Below are 24,136 nucleotides of genomic sequence, written 5' to 3' on the forward strand. Positions count from 1 at the left end.
ATCCCGTTAGCCAGCGCCCTTGCCGTTGTCCACGCGGTACACGGCGCCGTGGACCGCGGCGGCGTCGTCGCTGGCGAGAAACGCGATCGCCTTGGCGACGTCTATGGTGTCGGAGAACCCGCGCGGCGACGCGATCCGCATGATGAGGTCCCAGTCGGCGTTGTCGGGCGCGGTGAACTCGGTGGTCTGTGCGGTCGGCATCCCGCCGGGGCAGACGGCGTTCACCCGGATCTTCTCCTTGGTGTACTCGACGGCCAGCGCGCGGGTCAGGCCGACGAGACCGTGTTTGGCCGCGCAGTATCCCGCCGAGTACACCTCGCCCTCCACCCCGGCGATCGACGTCACGTTGACGATGTTGCCCGCAGTCTCCAGAAGGTGGGGCAGCGCGGCGCGGCACAGATAGAACGGGCCGTTCAGGTTCACGGCGAGGTCGCGGTCCCACTCTTCGTCGGTCACCGTCGTGGTGTGCCGCATCTGGTGGAAGCCGGCCACGTTCACCAGCACGTCGAGTCGCCCGAACGCCTCGACGCACTCCGCCACCGCGTCGCGGCACGCCTGCGGCGACGTGACGTCCACCGACACGAAGCGGCCGCCGGGAACCTCGTCGAACACCGACGCCATCCGCTCGGCGTCGCGTGCGATCCCGAACACTGTCGCACCGCGTTGCGCGAACAACTGCGCGACCGCGGCGCCGAGTCCCGCCGATGCGCCCGTCACCAATGCGACCTTGCCGCTGAGTCGTGTCATCGCTCGACTTTCTCACGCGCTGACCGGGGCCGCTCCGGTGGCACGGCCGCCAACAGGGCGCGGGTGTACTCGTCGCGCGGCGAGGCGAACAGATCGGCGGCGCGGCGGTACTCGACCGCCGCACCCTCGCGCATCACCAGCACGTCATGGCTGACCTGCTGCACGATCGCGAGGTCGTGCGCGATGAACAGGAAAGTCAGCCCGAGGTCATGCTGCAGGTCGGCGAACAGGTCGAGCACCCGGGCCTGCACCGAAACATCCAGCGCCGCGGTGGCTTCGTCGAGGATCATCAGCTCGGGTTCGCCGGCGAGAGCGCGGGCGATGCTCACCCGCTGGCGTTCGCCGCCGGACAATTCGTGCGGATACCGCGACGCGAACGACGTTGGGAGGCCGACCATTTCGAGCAGCTCGCCGACCCTGGCCGCGCGAGCGCGTCGGCCTTTCGCCAGTCGGTGCACGATCAGCGGTTCGCCGATCGCCGCGCCGACGCGGGCACGCGGGTTCACCGAGGAGTACGGGTCCTGGAACACCAGGCCGATCCGCCTGCGCAGCGCCTTCTCGGCCGTTCCGCGCACACCGAACACATCGGCATCACCGAGCGTCGCGGTGCCGGCGCCGGGCCGCAGCAGTCCCGTGAGCGCGGCCGCCACGGTGGACTTACCGGACCCGGACTCCCCGACGAGACCCAGTGTGGTGCCCCGCCGGATCTGGAACGACAGATCCGTGACGGCGTGCACGGTCGACTTGCCGGCCGGCGTGCTGACGTCGAACCGTACGTCGAGACCGTCGACGTCCAGCAGCACCGGTGCGTCGGGCACCGAGGGCGGCCCGGACCGCCCGATCAAGGGGCGAGCGGCGAGCAACTCCCGCGTGTAGTCGTGCCGAGGCCGGTCGAAAACGTCGTTGACCGGGGCCTGCTCGACGGCTTCGCCGCTGCGCAGCACCGTGACGTCCTCGGCGACCTGACCGATCACTCCGAGGTCATGACTGATCCACACCACCGCGGTGCCGAAGTCGCGCTGCAGTTCGGCCACGAGCTCGACGATCTGGGCCTGGGTGGTCACATCGAGCGCGGTCGTCGGCTCGTCGGCGATCAGCAGTGCCGGGTCGCACGCCATCGCGATCGCGATCATCACCCGCTGCTTCTGGCCGCCCGAGAGCTGGTGCGGATAAACGCGCAATCGCGACTCCGGATCTGGAAGGCCCACAGCCTCCAACAGTTCGACGGCGCGGCCGCGCGCCTGCCGCCGGGTCATGCGGCGGTGCGCCTCGAGCGATTCGGTGATCTGCCGCTCGAGCGTCAACAGCGGGTTCAGAGAGGTGCCCGGATCCTGGAACACGAAACCGATCTGACCGCCGTGCACGCTGCGCAGTACCCGTGCCGATGCGCCGACCAGTTGGGTCCGGCCAGATTCGGTTGTCAGCGTGCTGGTTCCGGAGACCGTCGCCCCAGGGGCGTCGAGCAGGCCCGTCGCAGCGAGTACGGTCATCGACTTGCCCGAGCCGGATTCGCCGACGATGCCCAGTGTCTGTTCTCGGTGCACGTCGAACGAGATCCCGTGCACGATCTCGCGCCGGCCGATACCGACCCGCAGGTCGCGCACGCTCAACACGGGTTCGGTCACCGCTCTCGCCGGGCCTCGATCATGGTGCGCTGCCTGGGATCGAGCACATCGCGCATACCGTCACCCAGCAGGTTGAAAGCCAGGACGGCGACGCAGATCGCGGCGCCGGGGAACACCGCCATCCACCACGCCATCGTCACGAAGCCCTGCGAATCGAAGATCATCCGCCCCAACGACGGCTGCGGCGGCTGAATGCCCAACCCGAGGAACGACAACGCCGCCTCCGACAGGATCGCGAACGCCAGCGAAAGCGACGTCTGCACGACCAGCGGTCCGGCGATGTTCGGCAGGATGTGCCGGCCGAGAATGTAGAGGTGCCCGGTGCCGATGCTCCGCGACACCGACACGAACGGTTCGACGCGCACGCTCATGGTGCTGGCCCGCGCCACCCGGGCGAAGACCGGCGTGTACACGATGCCGATCGCCAGGATCGTCGTCGTCACACCGGGACCCAGGATCGCCACCACGGCAAGCGCGAGCAGCAGCACCGGGAACGCGAACATCACGTCGACCGCGCGCATGAAAACGGTGTCGAGCCAACCGCCGCGGTAACCGGAGACCACGCCGACCGTCACGCCGACCACCACCGCGAACGCCACGCTGATCACGGCGACACGCATGGACGCCTGCGTCGCCACCAGCACCCGGGAGAACACGTCACGACCCAGCTCGTCGGTGCCGAGCCAGTGCGCACCGTTCGGCGGCCGCAGCGCGTTCGGCACGTCGACGTCGTTGATGCCGTACGGTGCAATCCAATTCGCGGTGACGGCGACGAAGGCGACCGCGACCAGCAGGGCCGCGCTCACCACCGTCACCGGGTTGCCCGTCAGCAGCCGCAGCGACGACGTCCTGGCAGGCGCCCTCACGACAACCGGATCCTCGGGTCGACGACCGCGTACAGCACGTCCACGATCAGGTTGACCAACAGGAACAGCGCCGCGATCAGCAGCACCGTGCCCTGGATGACCGGGTAATCGCGCGCGGCGACCGCGTTGTAGACGAGTCGACCCAGTCCGGGCCAGGCGAACACCACCTCGACGACGATCACGCCGGACAGGATCGTGGCGAGCTGGATACCGGTGATGGTCAGTATGGGGATCAGCGCGTTGCGCACGGTGTGACGCAATGTGACCACCCGGGGCGCAAGCCCTTTCGATCGCGCGGTGCGAACGTATCCCATCGTGGCGACCTCGAGCACCGCCGAGCGGACATAGCGCGTCAAGATCGCCCCCGCCACCAGGCCGACAGTCAGGGCCGGAAGCACGAGGTGGCGTAGCCAGCCAGCCGGGTCGTCGAGCAGCGGGCGGTATCCCGACGTGGGCAGCCAGCGCAGCGTCGAGGCGAACAGCGCGATGAGCAGGATGCCCATCCAGAAATCCGGGATCGAGACGCCGAACTGGCTAACCACCCGCACGATCGCATCGCTGCGCCTGCCCTCGCGCAAGGCGGCCCAGATCCCGGCGGGGACGGCGATCAGCAGCGCGATCACGATGCCGGCCGACGCCAGCGACACCGTCGCGGGCAGTCGCTCGAGCAGGACCGCCGTCACCGGGTCACCGTTGCGGAAGCTGACCCCGAGATCGCCGGTCAGCGCCGAACCGAGGTAGGCGAAGAACTGCTCGACGATCGGCTTGTCCAGGCCGCTGGCCGACCGCAGCGCGTCGTACGCCTGTGGGGTGTAGCGCGTGCCGAGCGCGATGCGCACCGGATCGCCGGGCACCAGATGCACCAGCGCGAAGCTCACGATCAGCACCCCGAGAAGCACCACCGCCGAGTACACCAACCGGCGTGCCAGGAAGCGTGCGGTCGGATGAGCGAGCAAGCCCGTCAAGGGGTTTCGTCCCCGGTGAGGCTGGCGGTGCGGAACCGCACGGCGCCGTCGCGGCGGGCTGTGTAACCGGACAGGTTGGTCACCCAAGCCTGGATCACCGACGGGTTGTACAGATAGATGTAGCTCACCTCGTCGGCGATGATCGTCGCGGCGCGGCGGTAATCCTCGAAACGCGCATGGCGGTCCGTCTCGACTCGTCCCGCGTCGAGCAGCCGGTCCACTTCGGGGTTGGAGAACCTCTGGGCGTTGCTGTTTCCGTCGGTGTGGTGCTGGGCGTAGTAGAAGTCGTCCGGGTCGATGTTGCCGAGCCACCCCATCATCAGCATGTCGAAGTTGCCGGAGTTCTGCTCGTCGAGCCAGGTGGCGAAGTCGACGGTGCGGATGTGAACCGTGATGCCCAGTGCCGCAAGGTTATCGGCGAGCACCTGGGCGGTGGTCACGGTTTCGGGGTACTCGCTGGTGACCAGCATGTCGAGGTCGACGTCACCGACCCCAGCCTCGTCGAGGAGCCGGTTGGCGGTGTCGGGGTCGTGGCGGTACCGGTCGTAGTCGGTGTACCACGGGTTGCCCTCGGGTATGGCGAGTTGGTTCGCGGCCGCTGTGCCGTAGCTGGTGGCGGCAACGATCGCGTCGCGGTCGATGCCGTAGGCGACCGCTTGGCGCGCGCGGACGTCGTCCCACGGTTCGTGGGCCTCGTTGAGCGCCAGATACCAGTAGTCGTTGCTCGTGGTCACCGCCAGGTGCAGCGAGTCGTCGTCGCGCAGCTGCGCAACCCGTTGGGTCGGGACGGAGTCGGTCCAATCGATTTCGCCGGCCTGCAACGCCGACAGCGCGGTCGACGGTTCGGAGATGAAGCGAAACGTCACACCCGGCAGCTTGGGGGCGCCGCCCCAGTACGACGGGTTCGCCGTCAACGTGATCGAGTCGCCGCCTTTCTGAGACTGGAACGCGAACGGGCCCGTGCCGACCGGGTGCCTGGCGATCTGACCGGATTCGACGTTGTGGCGCGCCACGATCGCCATACCCTTGAACCCGCCGATGTTGGTCAACAGGTTCGGCGTCGGCTGCTCGACCCGGATCGCGACGGTCAGCGGGTCGACGGCGCGCACGTCGGTGACGGCGCTGAACTTGTCGACGTTGGCCAATCGCTCGTCGATGATGCGTCGATAGGAGAACACGACGTCATCGGCGGTCAACGGGCTGCCGTCGTGAAACGTCACCCCCGGTCGGAGCCGAAACGTCCACAACAGCTGATCGGCGCTCACCTCCCAGGACTCGGCGAGCGCGGGGCGCATCTCGAGGTCGGCGTCGGGTTCGACGAGTGTGTCGAAGACGTTCTCGAGCACCTCGAACGAGAAATAGGCACTGGTCTTGTGGGGGTCCAGTTGGTCGGGCTCGCCGGCGATCGCGGCGATCAAGTTGTTCGATGCGTCACCGAGGTCGACCCGCTGCCCGGTCGAACAGGCGGTCAGCGCAATGAGGACTGCGGTGACGGCGACCCACCCAACCAGTCGCTTCATGCCCTCATCCCGCCGCTCGTGTGCATCGTCTCTACCCGTCGGTCGCGGCCACCGAAATTCGGAGCCGAGTAAACCCGTGACGATGCCAGGTGCACACTGAGATACTCGAGACCACCGTAGACGGCTGGAAGGGCACGAGGTTGAGGAAGACGATCACGCGGGTGCTCACCGCCGCCATCATGCTCGCCGCGGCCGCACTCGCCGGTGCGGCCACCGCGGCCGGCCAGGGCGACGTCAAGTCCCCGGACACCCCGGAAGGCGTCTACACCGTCAAGATCGCCGGGCAGGCCGAGACCACCTGGGAGATCTACCCGATCTGCGTGCCGACCGTAGGCGACCTGCGCGAGCCGCTGATCCTTCCCGTCGGGTGCCGGTTGAAGGTCACCCCGGCGGGCCGCGGTGGCGCCGAAGCCAACCTGGTCGGCGGCGAGTGGACCTTCCAGGCGAACACCTTCGACTCGATCCGCAACTGCCCGGACGGCAGCACCGCGCTTCAGAAAGAGATCTATTCGTTCAACGGGAGCACGCTCGTCGGTAACGCCAAGATCATCCACGGTGAGGTGTGCGGCGAGCAGCCCGGCATGGTCAACCTTCCGCTGACGCTGACGTTCAAGGAGCCGCTGTCGATCCCCGTCACGCCGTACCCGCTGATCTGCGAGCCCGGCGGTCTGCGGCGCTGCTTCTGAGTGACTGACGGTCCCTTGAGCGGCCGGGTCCGCTTGCCGCTGCGGGGCGGCAAGGCCGCCGACCTGACCGGTCCCGGCCGAACCGACCGTTGGGGCGTCACCTGCACCGATCTCGGCGCCTCGGTGATCGCGCCGAACGGCAAGCTGGTGTCGGTGTTCGGCGACACCTTCTCGGGCCGCAAGGTGGGCGAGGGCGATTGGCGCTCACCTGTCTTGCTGATCGGTACCGGTGACGCCGACCACGAGATCGTCTACGAACGCGCCGGCGGTGACGACCCCGACTACGCGCGTCAGCTGTGGCCCTACGAGCATGACGACGTGGGCACCGGGTGGCGCCGCGGCGGCATCAGCACCGTGATCCCGTCGGACCTGCTGACCGTCGGCGATTCGATGTACCTGCACGCCATCGTCAACCGGGGCTTCGGCACCGTCGTCTGGACCGAGATCTGGCGCTCGCGTGACAGTGGTGTCAGTTGGACGCACCTGGGCAGGAGGGCGAAGTTCGCCGCCCACCTGCACAGGGGTCACGCGCAGTGCTGGGCGTGGGATTACAGTCCCGAGGACGACTGGGTGTACGTGGCGGCCACCGGCTTTCAGCGCGACAAGGGCATCATCCTGATGCGGGTCCGCCCCGAACACATCGGAAACCGGACCCGTTACCTCAGTTGGGGTTTCAAGAGTGGACGGTGGTCGTGGGGTACCTCTGCGACACCCATCACCCCAGCCGGCGAGCGATGGGGCGAGCTTGCGTTCCGTCGCATCGGGCCCGGCAAGTGGGTGCTCGGCGGGTTCCTCGCGTCGAGGTACGCGCTGGGCTATCGGGTGGTGGCCTCACCCGTTGCGAACATGCACACCACACCGATCCAGACACCGATCGTCGGATCGGCATGGAATGCAGAGGATCATGGGGACAGCCGGGTTGCTCAACTGTACGGCGGCTACCTGCTGCCCGGGTCGCGCTTCGACATCGCCGGAGGTGTCGGGCTGGTGGTGTCGCAATGGAATACGGCCACCGGGTGGCCCTACCGCGCAATGCAATTCAAGTCGGCGCTCAAAGACAGCACCAAGACGGTGCCGCCGCCGGATCCGGTCAACCTGTAGCTTCCGATCCGCAGCCACCGCGAGCGCCCCTAAGGTGGAGGCCGGATCGAGTGGAAGGCGGGCTGTGACTGGCAAATCTGGCGCCAAACGAGTGGTGGTCTGGGGCACCGGTTTCGTGGGCAGGATGGTGATCCCCGAGATCGTCGAGCACCCGTTGTTCGAGTTGGTCGGCGTCGGGGTGAGCAACCCGGACAAGGCGGGCCGCGACGTGGGTGAGATCTGCGGCCTGGCCGCCCCGTTGGGGCTGACCGCGACCGACGACGTCGACGCGCTGATCGCGCTGAAGCCCGATGCGCTGGTGCACTACGGGCCCACGGCCAACCACGCCGACGACAACATCGCGTTGATCACGCGTTTCCTGCGGGCCGGTATCGACGTCTGCTCGACCGCGATGACGCCGTGGATCTGGCCGACCATGCACCTCAACCCGCCGAACTGGATCGAGCCCATCACCCAAGCTTGCGAACTCGGCGAATCGTCGTGCTTGACCACCGGTATCGACCCCGGGTTCGCCAACGACCTGTTCCCGATGACCCTGATGGGGCTGTGCTCGGAGGTGCGCACGGTTCGTGCCTGCGAACTGCTCGACTACACCAATTACGAGGGCGACTACGACCGCGAGATGGGCATCGGCAAGCCGCCCGAGTACCGGCCACTGCTGGAGAACCCGGACATTCTCGTATTCGCCTGGGGTGCAACGGTTCCGATGATCGCACATGCCGCGGGCATCATGCTCGACGAAATCACCACGACATGGGACAAGTGGGTGACCCCGACGGAACGCAAGACCGCGAAGGGTGTCATCGCCCCCGGCAACGTCGCCGCGGTGCGGTTCACCATCAACGGCGTCTACCGTGGCGAGACGCGAATCCAACTCGAGCACGTGAACCGGATCGGCGCCGACGCGGCGCCGGACTGGCCGTCCGGCAACGAGAACGACGTCTACCGCGTCGAGATCGAGGGCACGCCGAGCATCGTCCAGGAGACGGCGTTCCGGTTCACCGACGGTTCGGGCCGCGACGCCGCCGCCGCCGGATGTCTGGCGACCGGCCTGCGCGCGCTCAATGCGGTGCCCGCGGTCAACGACCTCTCGCCGGGGTGGGTGACGGCGCTGGATCTGCCATTGATTCCGGGCGCAGGAACCATCCGCTGATGGCGCACGGTGTCGGGCTGTCGGTTGGCGCCACCAATTTCGCGGCCGTCGTGCCGGGTAGATCCGCGTTGACCCGCTCGTCGGTGCTGACCCGGTTCGCGCACCGGCCGCCGGAGGTCGGCGTGCCCAGCGAGAACCGCAATCTCGACGAACGTGGTCTGATCCTCACCGATTTCGTCGACCGGGTCGGGGATCCGGTCGACATCGTCGCCGCCGACGGCTCCACGCACCGGGGCGAAGCCGTGCTCGCCGACGCGCTGCGGGCCATGCTTTACGCGGTCTGCGGCGGTCGCCCGGCCGCCGGCCCGGTGGCGGTGACGCATCCCGCGCACTGGCGGCCCGCCGCCGTCGACGCCCTGCGTCGCGCACTGGCTGCGATTCCGGAGTTCCAGCGCCCCCAGCCGGCACCGGTCGTCTCCGACGCGGTGGCCGCCCTGACCTCGCTGCAGAACGAGCCCGGGGTGCCCACCCGCGGCGTCATCGCGCTCTGCGACTTCGGCGGCACCGGCACCAGCATCACCCTGCTCGACGCGGACAGCGGCTACACGCGGGTCGGCGAGACCGTCCGCGATACAGATCTGTCCGGCGATCTGGTCGACCAGGCGCTGCTCACCCACGTCCTCGACGACCTGTCCGCGGCCGGGAGCATCGACCTGTCCAGCACCTCGGCGATGGGATCGTTGTCGCGGTTGCGCGCGCAGTGCCGCGGCGCCAAGGAGCGACTGTCCACGGCGGCGGTCACGTCGCTGGTGGCCGACCTGTCCGGGCACCGCAGCGACGTGCGCCTGACCCGCACCGAACTCGACGAAGTGTTGCGCGGTCCGCTCACCGCATTCACCGATGTGCTGCAGGAAACGTTGGAGCGCAACGGTGTCCGAGAACTGTCGGCGGTGGCATCGGTGGGCGGAGGAGCGCGGATCCCGGCCGTCACCACCACGCTGTCGGAGCGGTTGCGAGTGCCAGTCGTCACGACGGGCCACCCCGAACTGGCCGCGGCCGAGGGCGGCGGCCTGGCGGCCGTCCGAGGCACCGTCGAAGAGGGTATGACCGCCTTGTCCGCGGCTCCCGCGGCCGCGGCCGCGGTGACCGCCACGGCTCCCGAGGCCGCCCCGCAGTCGGACGCCTTCGGTGCTTTGGCGTGGTCGGACGCCGAGGAGTTACCCGAGGTCCCCGAAGTCATGGCCACCGACCCGGACCACTACCCGCCGGGCGCCGCCGACGTGCGCCCGCAGATGCAGTTCGGGGACGACTCCTGGGACGACCTGCCACCGCGACCGACGCCCTGGTACCGCAGGCCGCTGGTACCGCTCGCGGGGGGCGTCCTCGCGGTGCTGGCCGCGCTGGTGGCCGCGGTGCTGTGGGTGGTGACCGGCGACGAGTCCGCACCCGCACCCGCATCGACCACCGCGCCGCCCATGACGGCCACCCCGCGACCGGCCACGCCGACGCCGTCCCCCGCCGAGCCGCCGCCGGCGATCCAGGCCCCGCCGCAGACCGTCCAGGCCCCTCCACCGGTGACCCGGACCATCACCGAGCCGCCGCCGTCGCCCGAGCCGCCGCCTCCTTCACCGGAGCCACCGCCGCCTCCTTCACCGGAGCCGCCGCCGCCACCGACGACCCAACCGCCGCCGACCACGACGGAACCGCCGGCGTCGACCCCGCCGCCCTGGAGTCCGACCGCGCCGTACCCGACCATCCCGGGTCTGCCGTGGGTGCCGGCGCCGCAACTACCCGGGCAACCCGCTCCGTAGCGCCCGGCCGGGCCCTACGCTTGCTCAATGACGCAGACGGACGGCTTGCTGTTCAACCCGCATACCTACGATCCGCAGCAGTTCGACACCGAGACCCGCAGGCTGCTGCGCGCGACCATCGACTTCTTCGAGGACCTGGGCAAAAAGCGCATCCTCGACGACGACCTGTCCGCTCAGTGGCCCGCCGACTTCCTCGATTTCGTCAAGCGGGAGAAGTTGTTCGCCACCTTTCTGACGCCCTCGGAATTCGCCGCAGGCAACCCGGACAAGCGCTGGGACGCCGCTCGCAACGCCGCGCTGTCGGAAATCCTCGGCTTCTACGGGTTGACGTACTGGTACACCGAGCAGGTCACGATCCTCGGGCTCGGGCCAATCTGGCAGAGCGAGAACAAAGACGCCAAGCTGCGGGCCGCCGACGACCTCGAGGCGGGCGAGGTGATGGCGTTCGGGTTGTCCGAGCGCGCTCACGGGGCCGACGTCTACAACACGGACATGGTGCTCACACCCGCCGGTGACCAGGACCGCGCCGACGGAATCCTGTACCGCGCAACCGGAGAGAAGTACTACATCGGCAACGGCAACGTGGCCAGCATGGTGTCGGTGTTCGGCCGGCGCGACAACGTGCCCGGCCAGGACTCATACGTGTTCTTCGCCGCCGACAGCCGCCACGAGAACTACCACCTGATCGACAACGTCGTGCACATGCAGATCTACGTGAGCACGTTCCGCCTGGAGAACTACCCGGTGCGTGAACAGGACATCCTGCACACCGGAGTCGAAGCCTTTGCCGCAGCGCTGAATACGGTCAACGTCGGCAAGTTCAACCTGTGTACGTGCTCGATCGGGATGGCCGAGCACGCGTTCTACGAAGCGATCACCCACGCGCAGAACCGTATCCTCTACGGCAACCCGGTCACCGACTTCTCGCACGTACGGTCGAACTTCGTCGACGCGTATTCCCGACTGGTCGCGATGAAGTTGTTCAGCGGGCGCGCGGTCGACTACTTCCGCAGCGCCGGCCTCGACGACCGGCGCTATCTGTTGTTCAACCCGATGACCAAGGCGAAAGTGACGATGGAGGGTGAAACCGTGCTGCGGGCGCTGCACGACGTCGTCGCCGCCAAGGGCTACGAGAAGAACACGATGTTCCGCCAGGTTTCGCAACTCATCGGGACGCTGCCGCGACTAGAAGGCACGGTGCACGTCAACGTGGGCCTGGTGCTGAAGTTCATGCCGAACTACATGCTCAATCCCACGCAGTATCCCGAGATCCCGACGCGCGGGGACGCCGCCGACGACACGTTCTTCTGGAATCAGGGCCCGACCCGTGGAGCCGGGAAGGTGCAATTCGCGGACTGGGCGCCGGTATACGAGCGGCACCTCGAGATCGGAAACGTCGCGGTGTTCTACGACCAGGCCAAGGCGTTTCGCCAGCTGCTGCTGACCGCGGCGCCCGACGCCGAACAGCAAAAGGACCTCGACTTCCTGCTCAACGTCGGCCACCTGTTCTCACTGGTCGTCTACGGTCAGCTGATCCTCGAGCAGGCCGGAATCACCGGCCTGGATTCCGATCTTGTGGACCAGATCTTCGACTTCCAGATCCGCGACTACAACACGTATGCCGTTGCGTTGCACGGTAAGCCGACCGCCACCGCCGACCAGCAGTCATGGGCGCTCGACGCGATCCGCAAGCCGAAACACGACGCGGGGCGTTTCGACCGGGTGTGGGAACGGGTGAAGGCCTACGACGGCGCCTACGAGATGAACCCCTGAGGACGGATCAGGTGGTCTTCGGCCGTTTGGCCAATACCAGGTACGCCATCGGGATCCGCGTCTTTTCGGGTGCAGCGGCGAGCCGGGTGGCGAGTCCCGCCTCCAAACGGTCGATGACCGTCGTCGGCCGAGGGTCGCCGGCAGCGCACTCGAGCGCGCCGACCAAGGTTGGAAACACCGCTGCCCGGCAGAACGCCGCCCACTGCGCGCCGAAAACATCTGCATTGCCGTCGACTTCATACTGCTGCCAGAAGCGGTCCCCGGCATCGAAGATCTGGAGGTGCTCGATCTCGAGCTGTTCGAAGCGGCCCTTCGGCGCGAACGGTGCCAAGAAATCCGACTCACGCCTGCCGACGATCGGGATGCCCATCCGGTACACCTCGTCCGTCGTCAAGAGCCGCTCGGCGACCAGCTCGTCGATCGTGTCGATCAATGCGCCGAGCAGCGGGCGGTAACCGCTGTCGCCGTCCTCGTCGACCGCGGCCGTCACCACCAGCAGGCGACCGCCGCGACACAACTCCCGGCCACGGAATGCGATGAACTCCTGCCAGTCCTGGGCGGCCTGTCTGGCGTACGCGTCCCGCACGCGCTCGTCGCTGCTGTAGGCGACGTGGAGGTGGTCGGGGATCGGCCCGGGAACACGGCTGAGCCAGTGGATCGCCCATGAACTCCACCCCAGGTTCACGCTGCTCGACGGCATGATCTGCGAGTAAAACGACCGGCCGATCACGGAAGCGAAGGCCGCCGCGTCCTTGCTCAGATAGGTATCCGGGTCCTCGGCGAGGGTACGGAACAATGCGGTGAAGTCATTACCCGGCACGTCGGTGTGCACGACGAGAGTGGGGTGATCGGTGCGGGTACGCTTGCGCAGCACCGCGATTGCCGCACCGATGGGCAGCAGCGAGTTATGGCCGGTCGAGGCGCCGTAGTCGGCGATGACGAACGGTTGTGGAAGCCGCGGGACCGGCACGGCCGCCGCCGCCTCCTCGAAGAGCTTGATTGCGTCGCGCAATCCGGCGGCCTGCAGGCGCGAACTGGCGGTGTACGACCCGCTCTCCATCGGCTCGGGCCGCACGACGATGCTGGACTCGGGCATCGCGACCTCCGTGACGTGCGGACAACAGGTTCGGTCGCCTCCGACCGTAGTCCCCGCCCGGCATCGACGCCGACGAAGGCCGGTTTATCCGCTGCAACGGCGCGCCCAGCGCACCCGGCCGTGACAAACTCTGGCCATGAGCGGAAGGGCCGCCCCGCGAGTCGCTGTCGTCGTCTCCGTGGTGACCCTCGTGGTGGCCCTCGTCGGGTTCATCGTCACGCTGGTACTCAACGCCTTCGTCTTCGATGAGTTCGATGCCTACGGCGAGGTGCCGATTCCCGGGACCGGCAGCATCGAGTTGCCGACCGGGCGGGTGAGCGTCAGTTTTCGCACCGTGACCGCCGGCCAACCGACGAGTGGCTTTCCGATCCCGGCGATCAGCATCAACATCGAGTCGCCCGAGGGTGCGGCCGATCCGGTGGTGACCGAAAGTATCGGCGCGACAACCACGGTGAACGACGACACCCATGTGCGGGTCTGGGTGGTGCAGGTCGCCGACGCGGGCGCCTATCGCGTGACGACAGACGGCGACACGAGTGGATACATCAACCCGCGGTTGGCCTTCGGACACGGTAGTTCCTACGGCTGGCTGCCGCGGCTGTGCGGGGGAGTGGCAGGGCTCGGATTGCTCTTGTTGGTCGCCGCCCTGATCTGGTCGGCGCGCACCGCCAAGGCCGCACAACAGCAGGCGCCACACGAGGTGCCCGACGCCGATGGACCGCGGTCGCTGCACGCGGTGCCCGCACCCGCGTCGAGTCATTCGCCGGACGACCGGGGCGTGCGGTTCGAGCAGTTGAAGCAGCTGGCCGCACTTCGCGATTCGGGTGCGTTGACCGAGGCGGAGTTCCAAGCCGAGAAGCGCCGCCTTCTGGACGGCTAGCCCGGGCTAGTGGCTCGAGCCGATAGGCAGCTCAGCTGCCGCGGGCCACCCACTCGTCGTAGTGCACGATCTCGTCGCCGATGGTGGTGGAGTCACCGTGGCCGGTGTAGACGACGGTATCGCCGGGCAACTTGCCCAGCCGGCTCGATATCGACTCGAGGATGGTGGGGAAGTCCGAGAAGGACCGCCCCGTCGCACCCGGTCCGCCCTGGAAGAGGGTGTCACCGGAGAACACCGCGTTCAACTCGGGCGCATGCCAGCACACCGACCCGGGCGAATGGCCCGGGGTATGCAGGGCACGCAACTCGGTGCCGGCCACCCGCAGGGCGTCGCCGTCGGACACCGTGCGAAAGTCGCTGTCCGGGTGAGTCATCCGCCACAGCATGTCGTCAGCCGGATGCAGCAGCACGGGGGCGTCGAGTGCCTGGCCGAGTTCGGGTGCAACCGTCACATGGTCGTTGTGCCCGTGCGTGCAGACGACCGCCACCACATGCCTGCCTCCGACGGCATCGATGATCGGCGCCGCGACGTGCGCCGCGTCGAACACCACCACCTCGGAGTCGTCGCCGACGACCCAGATGTTGTTGTCGACTTCCCAGCTACCGCCGTCGAGTTCGAAGGTGCCGTGGGTTACCACCCGGCCGATCGGTCCGCCGTTCACAACATCACCACCGAGCGCAGCACCTGCCCGCCGTGCATCTTTCCGAACGCCTCCTCGACGTCGTCGATGCCGATGCGTTCGGTGACGAACCTGTCCAGTGGTAATCGGCCCTGCAGGTAGAGGCTGATCAGGGTGGGGAAGTCGCGTTCGGGCAGGCAGTCGCCGTACCACGACGACTTCAGCGAGCCGCCACGGGAGAAGAAGTCGATCAGCGGCATCTCCAGTGCCATGTCCGGCGTCGGAACCCCTACCAGCACAACCGTTCCCGCCAAATCTCGGGCGTAGAACGCCTGCTTCCAGGTCTCCGGTCGGCCGACGGCGTCGATCACGACGTCGGCGCCGAACCCTTCGGTGAGGTCCTGAATCGTCTCCACCGGGTCCTGTTCGCGCGCGTTGACGGTGTCGGTGGCGCCGAAGTCGCGGGCCCAGTCGAGCTTTCTGTCGTCGGTGTCGACGGCGATGATGCGCTTGGCGCCGACCAGTCGCGCACCGGCGATGGCCGCGTCGCCCACGCCGCCGCAGCCGATCACCGCGACAGTGTCGTCACGGCTCACCGCGCCGGTGTTGACCGCCGCCCCCAGGCCGGCCATCACGCCGCAGCCCAGCAGCCCGGCCACTGCCGCGTCAGCCGACGCGTCGACCTTGGTGCACTGGCCCTCGTGCACCAGCGTCTTGTCGGCGAACGCGCCGATGCCCAGGGCGGGAGTCAGTTCCGTACCGTCGGTCAGCGTCATCTTCTGCGCGGCGTTGTGGGTGTCGAAGCACAGGTGCGGACGGTCCCGCTTGCAGGCCCGGCACTGACCACAGACCGCGCGCCAGTTCAGGATCACGAAGTCGCCGGGCTCGACGTTGGTGACTCCGGCCCCCACGGACTCGACGGTGCCGGCGGCCTCATGGCCGAGCAGGAACGGGAACTCGTCGTTGATCCCGCCCTCGCGGTAGGTGAGGTCGGTATGGCAGACGCCGCACGCGGTGACGTCGACCACCACCTCGCCCGGACCCGGGTCGGGGATCACCACATCCACGACCTCGACTGGCTCGCCCCTCTTCCGTGAGATCACTCCGCGCACCGTTTGGCTCATGCGTCCAACTTAACGTCTGACGGGGCACACCCGTCATATGGCTGAATCGCTTCCCGCGCTGTTTCTCTCCCACGGCGCGCCGCCCCTCGTCGACGACGAACTCTGGGTCAGCCAGTTGGCGGCGTGGGCGAACGAGCTGCCGCGCCCGCAAGCCATTGATTGTCTCGGCGCACTGGGAGTCCGCGCCGCTGACGATCGGTTCGACATCGTCGGACACACCGCTGACGTACGACTTCTGGGGTTTCCCGGACCGCTACTACGAGACGACCTACGACGCGCCGGGCGCCGTCGACCTTGCCGCCCGCGTTGAGGCGCTGCTGTCGGGCCGGCAATCCGTGGCGGCACCATCCGGACCGCAGGCTCGACCACGGTGCCTACGTCCCGCTGACCCTGATGTACCCCGACGCCGACATCCCGGTGCTGCTGGGCGAGCGACTGCGACCGCTGCGCGACGAGGGCGTACTGATCATCGGATCCGGGTTCACCACGCACGGGCTGCCCTTCCTCGAGGACTGGTCGACGGACGCGGTTCCGCCCGACTGGTCGACGGAGTTCGACGCGTGGGCCGACGAGCGCTTCGCCGCCGGTGACGTCGACGCCCTGATCGACTTCCGACGTCGTGCACCGGGCATGCCCTACGCCCACCCGACGATCGAGCACTGGTCGCCGTTGTTCGTCGCGCTCGGTGCGTCCGCAGATCCGCGGCAGTCGGCGCGGCAGGTGATCGACGGCTACTGGATGGTGCTGGCCAAGAGATCGATCGAGCTGATTTAGCGGTTGAACCCTCCGGCCCGGGGACACGTTGTGCAATGCAGGGACGTCGGCCACCGAAAGGAACGCAATGACGAACATCGATCACAAACCAGCCGAGGACACCACCGAGGACTTCGCCGCGCGGATGGTGTCGGCGATCGACAACGCCAGCCTGGCCCTGCTGTCGTCGATCGGCCACCAGACCTCGCTGTGGGACACCATGGCCGATTCGCCGCCGGCCACCAGCGCCCAGATCGCCTCGGCCGCGGGCCTGTCCGAACGCTACGTGCGGGAATGGCTCGGCGGTGTGGCTGCGGCCGGGGTGGTCGACTACGACCCGGCAGCGGGCACCTATACGCTGCCGCCGCATCGCGCCGCAGTGCTCACTCGCGCCGCGGGTCCGGACAACCTCGCGCGGGTGGCGCAGTTCATCCCTCTGCTGGCCGAGGTCGAGCAGAAGATCATCGACTGCTTCCGCGCCGGCGGCGGGCTGTCCTACAGCGAGTATCCGCGATTCCACACCCTGATGGCCGAGGAGAGCGGGGAGGTGTTCGACGCCGCGCTCGTCGATGTCATCCTGCCGATGGCCGACGGCCTGACCGAGTGGCTGCGCGAAGGGGCCGACGTAGCCGACATCGGCTGCGGCAGTGGCCACGCGATCAACGTGATGGCCCAGTCGTTCCCGGCGAGCCGGTTCACCGGGATCGACTTCTCCGACGAGGGCCTCGGCGCTGGCCGAGCGGAGGCGGAACGGCTCGGCCTGACCAACGCCACCTTCCTCGCCGCGGACGTGGCAACGCTCGACCTGCCCGAAAGTTTCGACGTGATCACGGTTTTCGACGCGATCCACGATCAAGCCGCACCCGCCGCCGTATTGGCGAACATGTACCACGCGCTGCGGCCGGGCGGCTACCTGCTCATGGTCGACGTCAAGGCCTCCAGCCAACTGGAGGACAACGTCGGCGCCCCGCTGGCGACGTATCTGTACACGGTGTCGACCATGCACTGCATGACCGTGTCGCTCGGTCTCGACGGCGCCGGGCTGGGCACCTGCTGGGGCCACCAGCTTGCCACGTCGATGCTCGCCGACGCCGGGTTTGCCGACGTGCAGATGCGGGAGATCGAGACCGATCCGATCAACAACTACTACATCGCGCGCAAGTAACGTCCGGCGGGCAGGAGTGAATTGCGACCCGGAGATTAACATCGGCGCGATGAGCGCGTTGGATGCCATCGCTGATTGGCCCGTCCCGAATGCCGCCGCGGCCGTCGTGGGGCCGTCCGGTGTGCTGGCCGAGCACGGCGATGTCCGGCGCCGGTTCGGGTTGGCATCTGTGACCAAGCCGCTGGCCGCCCGTGCGGTACAGGTCGGGGTCGAGGAGGGCGCCGTCGGGCTCGACACCGCGGCGGGCCCGCCGGGGGCGACGGTGCGTCATCTGCTCGCGCACACGGCCGGCTACTCGATGCACTCGGCGGAGACGATGGCCGAGCCCGGGGCCCGTCGCGTCTACTCGAACTATGGGTTCGGGGTGCTCGCCGAGACACTCGAGAAGGCGACCGACATCGCGTTCGAGCGATACCTGGCCGAAGCGGTGTTCGAGCCGCTGGGCATGGCCGACAGCGCGCTCGACGGCGGCGCGGAGGCTGCGGGGTACGGCGCGACGTCCACGGTGGCCGACCTGGCGACGTTCGCCGGTGACCTGCTGCGGCCTGTCACGGTGTCCGCGGAACTGCATGCCGAGGCGATATCGGTACAGTTTCCCGGTTTGGATGGGGTGCTACCCGGATTCGGCGTGCAGCGGCCGAACGACTGGGGGCTTGGCTTCGAAATCCGCGATCAGAAGTCGCCGCACTGGACGGGCGAGGTGAACTCCGGCCGGACCTTCGGGCATTTTGGCCAGTCAGGGACATTTTTGTGGGTCGATCCGCAGGCCGATCTGGCCCTGGTCGTGCTGACTGACCGGGATTTCGGGGAGTGGGCGTACCAGGCGTGGCGTGCGTTATCTGATGAAGTCTTGAGAGAATTTTCCGCAGACTAGCGCAACAGGCGCCTCACAAGGCACAATAGACACGCACGACACAGCTGTAATTTCGGTTTCGAGAGGCCGCTTGGGGAAGACGTCCCTCGTGGAGCCGAAGGAGTGGCAAATGCGTGCGTCGAACCAGTTCGCCGAAGCGACGACGGGCGTGGTCTACATCCACGCCTCACCCGCTGCGGTGTGCCCGCATGTCGAGTGGGCGTTGTCGTCGACCCTTCAGGCGAGGGCGAACCTGAAGTGGACCCCGCAGCCGGCCATGCCGGGACAGCTGCGCGCCGTCACCAACTGGGTCGGGCCGGTCGGGACCGGGGCCGCGCTGGCCAGTGCGCTGCGCTCCTGGTCGGTGCTGCGGTTCGAGGTGACGGAGGACCCCAGCCCCGGCGTCGACGGCCACCGGTGGTGCCACACCCCACAGCTCGGGTTGTGGAGCGGGTCGATGAGCGCCAACGGAGACGTGATCGTCGGCGAGATGCGGCTGCGGGCCATGATGGCCTCCGGCGCCGACACTCTCGCCGCCGAGTTGGACTCGGTGCTGGGCACGGCATGGGATGAGGCTTTGGAGGCGTACCGCGACGGCGGTGCGGGCGCGGAGGTGAGCTGGCTGAGCCGCGGAGTCGGGTAGCCGACGACATCCAGCCGCGGAGTCGGGTAGCCGACGACATCCAGCCGCGGAGTCGGGTAGCCGACGCCGAGTGTGAAGCTATGGCGGGAATCGGCCGGTTTTTACAGCCAAGGTTTCACATTCGGCGGGGCGTCAGGATCTGCAGCGCGCCGGAGACCGCCGACACCTCGACCGGTAGCGGGGACATGTACTCTCCGTCGGCGTAGGCGTTGATGCCGGGGGAGTCCACCGTGATCGTCTTCGCGCGCGCCGTGCGAACCTCGTCGAGATGCACATGCGTGCCTTTGAACACGGTGGGAAACAACCGGATCAGCTTGGTGCGCGACGCCGAGGCCACCATCGTCACGTCGAGTTGACCGTCGGTCGGGTCGGCGTCGGGGCAGATCAGCATGCCGCCGCCGTAGCTGCGGGTGTTGCCGAACGCGGCCAGCGTCAACTCCGTGGTCATCTCCTCGCCGTCGAACGACAACCGAAACGGCAGCAGCCGCAACTTCGACAGCTCGGCCACCATCGCAAGGTTGTACCGCATCCGACCGTGGGGCCAGCGCATCCGGTTGGTTCTGTCGGTCACCAGCGAATCGAAGCCGGCGGCCATCACCGTGCCGAACCATTTCTGCGTGCCGTCCGCGCCACGGATACGGCCGAGGTCGATGGTCTCGGCAGTCCCCTCGACCAAGCCGTCGACCACGATGTCGGCGGCGGCCGCGGGATCGCGAGCGGGGATCTTGAATTCGCGTGCATGGTCGTTGCCGGTGCCCGCGGGGATGATGCCGAGGGGGATGTCGGTCTGCGCAAGCACCTGCAGCGCAAGGGAAATGATGCCGTCACCGCCGGCGACGACGAGCGCATCCATGCCGCGTTCGAGCGCACCTTCGACGAGTTTTCGCGCGTGTTCGGCGTCGGTGCCGGCTATCGCGACGACGTCCACACCGCGCCGGTGGAACTGGGCGACAGCGCGTTCGGCCGCATGCGGTGCGCTGCCGTGCCCCGATGCCGGGTTGGTCAGCATCGTGACGCGACCTTGGAACGTCATGGAATCAGCTTGCCCGGGTTGAGGATTCCCGCCGGGTCGAGCGTGTCCTTGACGGCGCGCAGGATCGCGACGCCGAGGTCGCCGATCTCGTCGCGCATCCACGGTCGGTGGTCGGCGCCGACGGCGTGGTGGTGGGTGATGGTGGCACCGGTGCGCATCATCGCGTCGGATGCGGCGGCCTTCGCCTTGTGCCACTGCTCGATCGGGTTGCCCCGCTGCCCGGCGACGACGGTGAAGTACAGCGACGCGCCGGTGGGATACACGTGCGAAATGTGACACAGCACCAGCGCGGGCGTACCCGTTTCGGCCAGTGCGTTCGTCAAGGCCTCGGTGACAGCCACCTTCAGCGCCGGCACATTGGACCAACTCGTCGCGGTCTCCAACGTTTCGCACAGCGCCCCCGCGGACAGCAGCGAGTCGCGCAGATACGGCGCGCCGAACCGGCCGTGTTCCCACGCCCGCGCGGGTTCCTCGCCGAGCGATGTGCCGCCCGCGGCCTCCAACACCGCTCGGGTTTCGGAATGCCTGCTGGCGACGTGCGCCTCGCTGCCCTCGAACACCGTGATCGCCAAACAGCCTCCGGTGATCTGCTTTTCGCCGATGTTCTCGGTGGTCGCGAGGTTCACTCCGGTCTCGGCCTCGTCGGACAGCCGGATCACGGTCGGGCCGGTCTGAGTCTGGACGACGGCACGCAGCGCGTCGGCGCCGGTGGCGAAATCGGGAAACGACCACGCCTCGTAGCGGGTGGCCGCCGGGACCGGGTGGACGCGCACCCGCACGCGGGTGATGACGCCGAGCACACCCTCCGAACCGATCAGCAACTGCCGCAGATCGGGCCCAGCCGCCGATTCCGGGGCGCGCCCGAGGTCCAGCACGCCGACCGGCGTCACCGCGCGCAGGCCGCGGACCATGTCGTCGAACCGGCCGTAGCCTGCCGAGTTCTGGCCCGACGACCGGGTCGCGGCGAAGCCCCCGATGGTGGCGAACTGAAAGCTCTGCGGGAAGTGGCCCAGCGAGAAGCCGCGTTCGCCGAGCAGGCGTTCGGCATCTGACCCGGTCATCCCGGCACCGAGCTCCGCTTCGCCCGACACCTCGTCGAGGAAGTGCAGTTCGTTCAGGCGGCGCAGGTCCAGGGAGATCACGGCGGGTGAGTCCCCGCGGATGGGATCCAGGCCGCCGACGACGCTGGTGCCGCCGCCGAAGGGCACAATCGCGATGCGGTGGTCGCTGCAGTGCTGCAGGATCGCCGCTATCTCTTCCTCACTGCCCGGCAGCACCACCGCATCCGGCGCGTCCTGCGCCTCGGAGTCCTTGCGGCGCAGTAGGTCCAAGGTCGACTTGCCGCCGGCCCGCAGCAGCCGATCTTGATCATCGACGCGGCAGTAATCCGAGCCGACGATGCCGACCAGCGCGTTTCGGTCGTCCTCCGACAGCGCCGACGGCCGCAAGCGCACCTGCTCGGCCTCGAGTTCGGTGCCGGCCGAAGTCTTCACGCCGAGCGCTTGTTCGAGCAGCGCCCGGATTCCGTCGGACAGCGGTTTGGCCTCGGCGGGGTCACCCCACGCGTTCCACTTCATCGGTGGCAGGAGAGCAGTCGGCTGGGCATCCGGACGCGTCATGCGTTACAGTATTACACATGACGTCAATCCGTAATGAGCTATCGACGACGGTCGATGCCCGGATACTAGACGCCGCGGCCTACTGCGTCACCGCGCACGGCGTCGACCGGGTCACGCTCGCTGAGATTGCTCGCCGCGCCCGAGTCAGCAGGCCGACGGTGTACCGCCGCTGGCCCGACACCCGGTCGGTGCTCGCGGGGCTGCTCACGCGGCGGATCGTCGGGGCTCTGGACGCGGTGCCGAGCCGTGGGATCGGGCGCGAAGCCGTCGTGGAGCGGATCGTCGAGGTGGGTAAACGCCTGCGCAACGACGAGGTCGTCATGTCGGTACTGCGCAATGCCCCCGAGCTGACGATGGTCTACACGGCCGAGCGCTTGGGCACCAGTCAACAGATCATGGTCGACGCCTTGGCCAACGAGATCAAGCTCGCGCAGGAAGAGGGCAGCGTGCGCGCGGGCGAACCACGGGAACTCGCCGCGATGTGTTTGCTCGTCGGTCGCTCGGCAATCCAGTCGTGGCAGGTGGTCGCCGCGATCCTCGACATCGAAGCGCTCGACATCGAACTCGCGCGCTGCCTAGACGGGTACCTCGCACCATGACCGGCTCCACGGCCCTCAACCAGACCCGCCGCGCCTCCGAACTCGGGGTGCTGGCCGGCGGCGAGCGCATCGACGTCATCGTGATCGGGGGCGGTATCACCGGCGCCGGGATCGCGCTGGACGCGGCCACTCGCGGGCTCAGCGTCGCATTGGTGGAAAAGCACGACCTGGCGTTCGGCACCAGCAGATGGAGTTCCAAGCTCGTACACGGCGGACTGCGGTACCTGGCCACCGGCAACGTGGGCATCGCCCGGCGCAGCGCGGCCGAGCGCGGAATCCTGATGACACGCAACGCGCCCCACCTGGTCAAGGCCATGCCACAGCTGGTCCCGCTGCTGCCGTCGATGAACCCGGCGTCGCGGGCCCTGGTGCGGTTCGGCTTCGCCGCCGGCGACGGCCTGCGCAAGCTGGCGGGCACCCCCGCATCCGTGCTGCCGCGCTCGCGCCGGATCGATGCGCAACGCGCCGTCGAACTGGCTCCGACCGTCCGCCGGGACGGCCTCGACGGGGCGTACCTGGCGTACGACGGACAGTTGATCGACGACGCCCGGCTGGTCACCGCGGTGGCGCGGACCGCCGCCCAGCACGGCGCCCGCATCCTGACGCGGGTCGGCGCCTCGAACGCGACAGGCACGTCGGTGCGGCTGACCGATCAGCTCACCGGTGACTCTTTCGACGTCACCGCGCGTGCGGTGATCAACGCCTCCGGGGTGTGGGCGGGGGAGGTGGAGCCGTCGATCAAGCTGCGGCCCAGCCGCGGGACGCATCTGGTGTTCGACGCATCCACGCTCGGCAATCCTGCTGCGGCGCTGACGATCCCGATCCCCGGCGAGATCAACCGCTTCGTGTTCGCGATGCCGGAGCAGCTGGGCCGGGTCTACCTCGGGCTCACCGACGAAGATGCGCCCGGCCCGATACCCGATGTCCCGCAGCCCACTTCGGAGGAGATCGCGTTTCTCCTCGACACGGTCAACACCGCGCTTGCGGTGAAGCTGAGCCGATCCGACGTGATCGGTGCGTACGCGGGGCTGCGGCCGCTCATCGACGCCGGGGCAGGACGGACGGCCGACGTGTCACGGGAGCACGCCGTCGTCGAGTCGCCGTCGGGCGTCATCAGCGTGATCGGCGGGAAGCTCACCGAGTACCGGTACATGGCCGAGGATGTTCTCGACCGGGCCACCGAGTTGCGGGGACTGGCCGCGAGTGCCTGCCGCACCCGCAACCTTCCGTTGGTCGGTGCGCCCGCGAATCCCGTTGCGACGCTGCGCTCACCGTCCGAGTTACCGGGGTCGTTGGTGGCTCGCTTCGGGGCCGAGGCGCCGAACGTCATCGCGTCGGCGAGCTGTGACCGACCCACCGAACCGGTGGCCGACGGAATCGACGTCATCCGTGCGGAGTTCGAATACGCGGTGACACACGAGGGCGCGTTGACCGTCGACGACATCGTGGACCGTCGCACGCGTATCGGGCTGGTGGAGTCCGACCGGGAACGCGTGTGGCCGGCGGCCGAGGAATTTGTGACTTCGGCGCGCTGGTGATCGCGCAGCGACCAGTAGCGCACCGAA

21 protein-coding genes and 1 pseudogene are annotated in these 24,136 nt (G+C 68.2%); 12 read left to right on the plus strand and 10 right to left on the minus strand.

All coding sequences use genetic code 11. From position 1 onward, the window contains the following. Positions 1-6: 6 nt before the first annotated feature. Genes QGN32_RS21065 through QGN32_RS21085 form a run of 5 tightly spaced genes read right to left on the minus strand, consistent with a single transcriptional unit; the run spans position 7 to position 5,723 of the window. Complete coding sequence (locus tag QGN32_RS21065; protein ID WP_326546182.1) at positions 7-747, minus strand: SDR family NAD(P)-dependent oxidoreductase; 741 nt, start codon at positions 745-747, stop codon at positions 7-9. Further along, positions 744-2,372 (minus strand): dipeptide ABC transporter ATP-binding protein, encoded by a 1,629-nt coding sequence (locus QGN32_RS21070; RefSeq protein WP_326546183.1) that lies wholly within the window; start codon positions 2,370-2,372, stop codon positions 744-746. The genes QGN32_RS21065 and QGN32_RS21070 overlap by 4 nt, the downstream gene beginning before the upstream one ends. Further along, positions 2,369-3,238 carry an ABC transporter permease gene (locus tag QGN32_RS21075; RefSeq protein ID WP_326546184.1) on the minus strand — a complete coding sequence of 290 codons (870 nt, stop codon included), beginning with the start codon at positions 3,236-3,238 and terminating at the stop codon, positions 2,369-2,371. The genes QGN32_RS21070 and QGN32_RS21075 overlap by 4 nt, the downstream gene beginning before the upstream one ends. Continuing rightward, positions 3,235-4,203 carry an ABC transporter permease gene (locus tag QGN32_RS21080; RefSeq protein WP_326546185.1) on the minus strand — a complete coding sequence of 323 codons (969 nt, stop codon included), beginning with the start codon at positions 4,201-4,203 and terminating at the stop codon, positions 3,235-3,237. The genes QGN32_RS21075 and QGN32_RS21080 overlap by 4 nt, the downstream gene beginning before the upstream one ends. Continuing rightward, positions 4,200-5,723 carry an ABC transporter substrate-binding protein gene (locus tag QGN32_RS21085; protein WP_326546186.1) on the minus strand — a complete coding sequence of 508 codons (1,524 nt, stop codon included), beginning with the start codon at positions 5,721-5,723 and terminating at the stop codon, positions 4,200-4,202. Before QGN32_RS21085 ends, QGN32_RS21080 begins: the two co-directional genes overlap by 4 nt. An 89-nt stretch (positions 5,724-5,812) precedes the next feature. On the opposite strand from QGN32_RS21085, the gene QGN32_RS21090 reads away from it, so the two are divergent. From QGN32_RS21090 to QGN32_RS21110, 5 genes are all read left to right on the plus strand, one after another. Beyond that, positions 5,813-6,409, plus strand: coding sequence for a hypothetical protein (locus tag QGN32_RS21090; RefSeq protein ID WP_326546187.1), 597 nt, complete (start codon positions 5,813-5,815; stop codon positions 6,407-6,409). After that, positions 6,410-7,510, plus strand: coding sequence for a glycoside hydrolase family 183 protein (locus QGN32_RS21095; protein ID WP_326546188.1), 1,101 nt, complete (start codon positions 6,410-6,412; stop codon positions 7,508-7,510). A gap of 124 nt (positions 7,511-7,634) precedes the next feature. After that, on the plus strand, positions 7,635-8,663 hold the full coding sequence (locus tag QGN32_RS21100) for an NAD(P)H-dependent amine dehydrogenase family protein (protein ID WP_326549191.1): 1,029 nt from the start codon (positions 7,635-7,637) through the stop codon (positions 8,661-8,663). Beyond that, complete coding sequence (locus tag QGN32_RS21105) at positions 8,663-10,414, plus strand: Hsp70 family protein (RefSeq protein WP_326546189.1); 1,752 nt, start codon at positions 8,663-8,665, stop codon at positions 10,412-10,414. The genes QGN32_RS21100 and QGN32_RS21105 overlap by 1 nt, the downstream gene beginning before the upstream one ends. Positions 10,415-10,441: 27 nt before the next feature. Then, entirely contained in the window at positions 10,442-12,187 is a 1,746-nt protein-coding gene (locus QGN32_RS21110; RefSeq protein WP_326546190.1) for an acyl-CoA dehydrogenase family protein, read from the plus strand. Between the two features lie 7 nt (positions 12,188-12,194). On the opposite strand, the gene QGN32_RS21115 is transcribed toward QGN32_RS21110, so the two are convergent. Then, positions 12,195-13,283: a class I SAM-dependent methyltransferase gene (locus QGN32_RS21115; RefSeq protein ID WP_326546191.1), complete on the minus strand. Its 1,089-nt coding sequence runs from the start codon at positions 13,281-13,283 to the stop codon at positions 12,195-12,197. Between the two features lie 136 nt (positions 13,284-13,419). Here QGN32_RS21115 and QGN32_RS21120 point away from each other — a divergent pair, with 136 nt between their 5' ends. Continuing rightward, positions 13,420-14,163 carry an SHOCT domain-containing protein gene (locus tag QGN32_RS21120; RefSeq protein WP_326546192.1) on the plus strand — a complete coding sequence of 248 codons (744 nt, stop codon included), beginning with the start codon at positions 13,420-13,422 and terminating at the stop codon, positions 14,161-14,163. A gap of 31 nt (positions 14,164-14,194) precedes the next feature. Here the strand turns inward: QGN32_RS21120 and QGN32_RS21125 are convergent, their stop codons facing one another. Both QGN32_RS21125 and QGN32_RS21130 read right to left on the minus strand, forming a co-directional pair. Next, positions 14,195-14,824, minus strand: a complete 630-nt coding sequence (locus QGN32_RS21125) for an MBL fold metallo-hydrolase (RefSeq protein WP_326546193.1) — start codon at positions 14,822-14,824, stop codon at positions 14,195-14,197. Beyond that, positions 14,821-15,906, minus strand: a complete 1,086-nt coding sequence (locus QGN32_RS21130; protein WP_326546194.1) for an S-(hydroxymethyl)mycothiol dehydrogenase — start codon at positions 15,904-15,906, stop codon at positions 14,821-14,823. Before QGN32_RS21130 ends, QGN32_RS21125 begins: the two co-directional genes overlap by 4 nt. A gap of 37 nt (positions 15,907-15,943) precedes the next feature. Between QGN32_RS21130 and QGN32_RS21135 the strand changes: the two are divergent. The 4 genes and pseudogenes from QGN32_RS21135 to QGN32_RS21150 all read left to right on the plus strand — a co-directional run bounded on the left by QGN32_RS21135 (position 15,944) and on the right by QGN32_RS21150 (position 19,320). Then, positions 15,944-16,680 (plus strand): annotated as a pseudogene (locus QGN32_RS21135) (dioxygenase family protein). Between the two features lie 67 nt (positions 16,681-16,747). Next, positions 16,748-17,824, plus strand: a complete 1,077-nt coding sequence (locus QGN32_RS21140; protein WP_326546195.1) for a class I SAM-dependent methyltransferase — start codon at positions 16,748-16,750, stop codon at positions 17,822-17,824. Positions 17,825-17,873: 49 nt separating this feature from the next. Continuing rightward, a complete protein-coding gene (locus QGN32_RS21145) occupies positions 17,874-18,698 on the plus strand; it encodes a serine hydrolase domain-containing protein (RefSeq protein WP_326546196.1) in 825 nt (274 codons plus the stop codon). Between the two features lie 109 nt (positions 18,699-18,807). After that, on the plus strand, positions 18,808-19,320 hold the full coding sequence (locus QGN32_RS21150) for a DUF3145 domain-containing protein (protein WP_326546197.1): 513 nt from the start codon (positions 18,808-18,810) through the stop codon (positions 19,318-19,320). Between the two features lie 115 nt (positions 19,321-19,435). Here the strand turns inward: QGN32_RS21150 and QGN32_RS21155 are convergent, their stop codons facing one another. Both QGN32_RS21155 and QGN32_RS21160 read right to left on the minus strand, forming a co-directional pair. Then, on the minus strand, positions 19,436-20,353 hold the full coding sequence (locus QGN32_RS21155; protein WP_326546198.1) for a diacylglycerol kinase: 918 nt from the start codon (positions 20,351-20,353) through the stop codon (positions 19,436-19,438). Further along, positions 20,350-21,930, minus strand: a complete 1,581-nt coding sequence (locus QGN32_RS21160) for an FAD-binding oxidoreductase (protein ID WP_326549192.1) — start codon at positions 21,928-21,930, stop codon at positions 20,350-20,352. The genes QGN32_RS21155 and QGN32_RS21160 overlap by 4 nt, the downstream gene beginning before the upstream one ends. Positions 21,931-21,989: 59 nt before the next feature. On the opposite strand from QGN32_RS21160, the gene QGN32_RS21165 reads away from it, so the two are divergent. Both QGN32_RS21165 and QGN32_RS21170 read left to right on the plus strand, forming a co-directional pair. Further along, positions 21,990-22,571 carry a TetR/AcrR family transcriptional regulator gene (locus QGN32_RS21165; RefSeq protein ID WP_326546199.1) on the plus strand — a complete coding sequence of 194 codons (582 nt, stop codon included), beginning with the start codon at positions 21,990-21,992 and terminating at the stop codon, positions 22,569-22,571. After that, complete coding sequence (locus QGN32_RS21170) at positions 22,568-24,109, plus strand: glycerol-3-phosphate dehydrogenase/oxidase (RefSeq protein ID WP_326546200.1); 1,542 nt, start codon at positions 22,568-22,570, stop codon at positions 24,107-24,109. Before QGN32_RS21165 ends, QGN32_RS21170 begins: the two co-directional genes overlap by 4 nt. Positions 24,110-24,136 lie beyond the last annotated feature (27 nt).

The sequence above is a fragment of the Mycolicibacterium sp. ND9-15 genome (assembly GCF_035918395.1).
Lineage (GTDB): Bacteria > Actinomycetota > Actinomycetes > Mycobacteriales > Mycobacteriaceae > Mycobacterium.